4 protein-coding genes and 1 pseudogene are annotated in these 4,702 nt (G+C 69.7%); 1 reads left to right on the plus strand and 4 read right to left on the minus strand.

All coding sequences use genetic code 11. The annotated features are described in order from the left end of the window. The 4 genes and pseudogenes from FUT87_RS19680 to FUT87_RS19695 form a co-directional block, all read right to left on the minus strand. Positions 1-1,250, minus strand: a pseudogene (locus FUT87_RS19680) (ABC transporter substrate-binding protein); the annotation flags it as partial. A 16-nt stretch (positions 1,251-1,266) separates the two neighbouring features. Further along, positions 1,267-1,512, minus strand: a complete 246-nt coding sequence (locus FUT87_RS19685) for a ferredoxin family protein (RefSeq protein WP_091724367.1) — start codon at positions 1,510-1,512, stop codon at positions 1,267-1,269. Beyond that, complete coding sequence (locus FUT87_RS19690; RefSeq protein ID WP_147242118.1) at positions 1,509-3,257, minus strand: fumarate reductase/succinate dehydrogenase flavoprotein subunit; 1,749 nt, start codon at positions 3,255-3,257, stop codon at positions 1,509-1,511. The genes FUT87_RS19685 and FUT87_RS19690 overlap by 4 nt, the downstream gene beginning before the upstream one ends. Further along, entirely contained in the window at positions 3,258-4,016 is a 759-nt protein-coding gene (locus FUT87_RS19695) for a GntR family transcriptional regulator (RefSeq protein ID WP_147242119.1), read from the minus strand. Between the two features lie 274 nt (positions 4,017-4,290). Here FUT87_RS19695 and FUT87_RS19700 point away from each other — a divergent pair. Next, positions 4,291-4,702: DUF6250 domain-containing protein (locus tag FUT87_RS19700; RefSeq protein ID WP_222617213.1), on the plus strand; the 412-nt coding region annotated here is incomplete at its 3' end.

Raw genomic sequence — 4,702 nt, forward strand, 5'->3', positions numbered from 1 at the left:
CCTTGCCGCCGGCGGCCTCGATCCGGCGCAGGTCGACGAGCGCGTTCTCGATGCTCGCGTAGTGGCGCACCTTGGGCTCGCCCTGGACCCAGATGCCGGCGGCGCGCTGCACGTCGGTGATCGGCCGGCCGGTCGTCGCATCGACGGCCTTCAGCGGCAGCTTGTCCCGGTTGGCGAGCCGCTGCTCGTAGTCCAGGCCGGACTGCTTGAACGCGGCGCGGATGTAGCGGTCGTCGATGAAGCTGTCCGCGTTCAGCGGCGAGTCGCGCCCCATCAGCTTGAGCGTCTCGATCGAGGTCCTCAGCGCCTGCCGGTACTCCGGCTTCCAGGTGAGGTCGCGCGTCTGCAGGCCCAGCGGCCCGTGGTAGAGGTAGTTCACCGCCGCGTCGATGCCGGTCACCTGCTCGATCAGCAGGCTGTACTTCTCCGGCTCGACGGCGATCAGGCGGTCCGCCTCGAGCGCCGCGCGCAGGAAGGCGACGACCACCTCCGGATACCTGGCCGCATAGTCCGCGCTGACCAGCGAGCCGTGGTACGTGGGCGCGTTGGCCTGCGCGCCGTCATAGATCTTGCGGGCGACGCCGCGGTGCTCGAACAGCTCGACGAAGGGCACGAAGTCCGCATGCGCCTCGATCCTGCCGGCCTGCAGCGCGGGGCCGGCGACCTCGGGCGCCTGCGTGATGATGGTCACGTCCTTCTGCGGGTCCCAGCCCTGCGCGGCCACCGCGCGCAGCAGCATGCCGTGGGCGGTGGAGGCGAACGGCACCGAGATGGTGTGGCCCTTGAGCTCCGACAGCAGCGTGACCTTGGAGTCGCGCGGCACCACGATGCCGTTGCCGCTGCCCAGCGTGCTGCCCGACAGCACCGTGATGAACACGCTGCGCTTGCCGGCCTTGAGGAAGGCCGCGCCGTTGTTGGAGCCGGGAATCGGCCATGGAGCCGATGTCCAGCTTGTCGGCGACCATCTCGCTGGTGAGCGGCGCGCCGGAGGTGAAGTTCTTCCACTGGATGTCGTAGCGGACCTCCTTGTAGCGGCCGTCGCGCGGCAGGTACTTCTCCAGCAGTTTCAGCTCGCGGATCAGCAGGCCGCCGGTGGCGCAGTTGATCGTGGTGTCCTGCGTGCCGATGGCCACGCGGATGGTCTCGGCGCGGGCGCTGGCGGGCGCGCCGGCCAGTGCGACGGTCAACGCGGCGGTAAACGCGGCATTCAGCGCCGCGGTCGGCAGGACGCTCAAGGGCTTGAAAGGCATCTCGGGTTCTCCGGTGTCAACGCAGCAGATAGGGGATGTCGACGCGCACCGCGCCGGTCGGGCAGTCCTTCTCGCAGGGCATGCAGTACCAGCACTCGTCGAACTTCATGTAGGCCGAGCCCTTGACCAGGTCGATGGCCAGGACGTCGAGCGGACACACGTCCACGCAGACGGTGCAGCCCTTGTCGGCGATGCACTTGTCGGCGTCGACAGTCACCGGGACGGCGCTGGGATGGAAGGCAAGCGGGGCGATGGTGGTCATGCGGGAAGGGCCTCGGTGGGAGCCTCGGTGGGCGTGGCGATGCGCAGCTGCCGGTAGGCATTGCGGTCGGCGTCGGCGATGGGGACGAGGTAGGGCTCGATGGCGCGCTTGAAGCTGACCATCCGGCCCTGCCCGTCCTTCATCAGCTGGGCGTGGCAGAACCACTGCGCGTCGTCGCGATCGGGGAAGTCGACGCGCGCGTGGTACAGGCCCCAGCGGCTCTCGGTGCGGTAGAGGGAGGCGCGGGCGGCCATCTCGGCGCAGTCGCGGATGGCATGCACCTCCAGCGCCCGCATCAGCTCGTGGGGCTCGCGCGCCTTGAGCCGGTCCAGGTCCTCGCGGATGGCCTCGAAGCGCTCCAGGCCGATCTCCATCTTGCGGGTCACCTTGGGCGGCTGCAGGTAGTCGTTGACCATGCGGCGCAGCTTGTATTCGACCTGGTTGGGCGGCAGGCCGTCCTCGCGCAGCAGCGGCGCCCAGACGCGGCGGCGCTCGTCCTCGACCTGGCCCGCGTCGACCGCGGCCAGGCCGTGCTCCGCGCTGAAGCGGGCGCTGCTCTCGCCCGCCAGCTTCCCGTAGACGAAGGCGCCCAGCATGTAGTTGTGCGGCACGCAGGCCATGTCGCCGGCGGCGTGCAGCCCGGGCACGGTGGTGCGCGCGTGCTCGTCCACCCAGACGCCGGAGGCCGAATGACCGCTGCACAGGCCGATCTCGGAGATGTGCATCTCGACCATGCGCTCGCGGTAGTCGGTGCCGCGGCCGGCGTGGAAGCGGCCGCGGCTGGGCCGCTCGTTGGTGTGCAGGATGGTCTCGATGGCGGAGATGGTCTCCTCGGCCAGGTGGTCCAGCTTCAGGAACACCGGGCCCTTGCCGCCCTGCAGCTCGCGGTGGAACTCCCACATCATCTGGCCGCTCCAGTAATCGCATTCGATGAAGCGCTGGCCCTCGGCGTTGGTGGTGTAGCCGCCGAAGGGACCGGTGACGTAGGCGCAGGCCGGGCCGTTGTAGTCCTTGATGAGCGGGTTGATCTGGAAGCACTCCAGGCCCGAGAGTTCCGCGCCCGCGTGGTAGGCCATCGAGTAGCCGTCGCCGGCGTTGGTGGGGTTCTCGTAGGTGCCGAAGAGATACCCCGACGCCGGCAACCCCAGCCGTCCCGCCGCGCCGCAGCTCAGCACGACGGACTTGGCGCGGATCACGTGGAAGTCGGCGGTGCGGCAATCGAAGCCCATCACGCCGGCGATGCGGCCGTCCTCGGCGGTGAGCAGCCGCGTCGCCACGACGCGGTTGGTGATCTCCACGCGGGCGCGCTTGAGCTGCCGGTACAGCACCTTCTTGATGTCGTGCCCTTCCGGCATCGGCAGCACGTAGCTGCCCATGTGATGGACCTTGCGCACGGCGTAGTCGCCGGTCTCGTCCTTCTCGAAACGCACGCCCCAGCGGTCCAGCTCCTCGATCATCGCGAAGCTGCCCTGCGCGTAGGCCATCACCGTCTTCTGGTTGACGATGCCGTCGTTGGCGATGGTGATCTCGCGCACGTACTGCTCCGGCGTGGCGTGGCCGGGAATGACGGCGTTGTTGAGGCCGTCCATGCCCATGGAGATCGCGCCGCTGCGCTTGACGTTGGCCTTCTCCAACAGCAGCACGCGCAGCGCCGGATTCGCCTGCTTGGCCTTGACGGCCGCCATCGGTCCGGCGGTGCCGCCGCCGACGACGACCACGTCGTATTCATGTTCGAAGGTCTGCATTCAGCGCTCCTGGCGGTGACGGTCGACGCGCAGCCGGTACTGGAAGGCGTCGGCCCGGAAGTGGAGGTATTCGAAGTCGATCGGGCGGCCCTGCGCGTCGTGGGTGAGCCGCTCGATGCGCAGCACCGGCGCGCCTTCGCTCATGCCGAGCGCCTCGGCCAGCTCGGCGTCGGCGAGCGTCGCGTCGATCTTCATGTCGGCGTGGCCCAGCGGCAGCCCGCATTCGTTCTCGAGGATCAGGAAGATGTCGCGGGTGACCAGGTCGGCCTGGGCAAGCTTGCGACCGATCGCGGCCGGCACGTAGGTGAGCTCCAGCGACACCGGCGCACGGTCGAGCAGCCGCACGCGCCGGATCTCGGCCACCGGCGCGCCGTCCTCCAGGCCGAGGCGCCGGGCGACCTCGCGCTCGGCCGCGATGAAGCGCAGCCCGCGCAGCTGGTTGAGCACCTCATGGCCCTGGGCCGACATGGACTCGGCGAAGCCCATCAGGCTGCTGACGTTCTGGAAGGCCTTGGGCCGGGAGACGAAGCTGCCCTTGCCCTGCAGCGTGTAGATCAGCCCTTCGCGCTGCAGCGCGCCCAGCGCCTGGCGCAGCGTGATGCGGCTGACGCCGAAGGCGGCGCCGAGTTCGCTCTCGGACGGCAGCTGGGACAGCGGCGCGTAGGTGCCGTCCAGGATCCGGGCGCGCAGGGTGTTCTTGACCTGCGCATGCAGGGGCGCGCTGGGCAGCGCGATGAGTTCGGCCGTGTTCGGTTTCATCCAGGTCCAACCTGTCATGACGAGTTGGCGCGAAGCGTAGGCAGGCGGACCGGTGGCGCGAAGCAAGATTCCCGCATATCGATATCGGGTGGCGCGAGCAGGCGCAGGCCGCGGTGCATGGGCGCGTGTCGTCGGGCGCGAGCGTCACGCCCATCGATGGGCAAGCACGAAATCGGCATGTGGCTGGCGGGATTTCGCATTTGCCGGGGCGGGAGGCCGGCCAACATAGTCGCGCCCTGTCCTGTCACCACGCCTTGAATCACCGATGCACCCGTTGAGCGCGAAGGGCCGCGGCCCGGCCCCTGCGCATGCGCCGCACCAGGAAGAGATCCACCGCCCGTCCCGCGCCGTCGCATGGCTGCTGGGACTCGCGAGCCTGGCCGCCCACGGCCAGGAAGCGCCCGGCACGGTGCTGGCGTCGGACGACTTCCGCCACGGCACCGGCGCCTGGCGCATCGAGCGGCAGGCGCCCGACAGCCTCGTGCGCGCCGAGGACGGCGTGCTGGATCTGCAGGCGAGCGCGGGACTGACGCTCTGGTATCGGCAGCCCTTCAGCGGCGATTACGAAATCCAGCTCACCGCGACGCCGCTCAAGGCGTCGTTCCCGGGCCTGCCGGACCGGGTGTCCGACCTCAACCTGTTCTGGAACGCCACCACCGCCGAGGGCGGCGATCCCGGCGCGCGGC

It is taken from the genome of Mitsuaria sp. TWR114, from assembly GCF_007997345.1.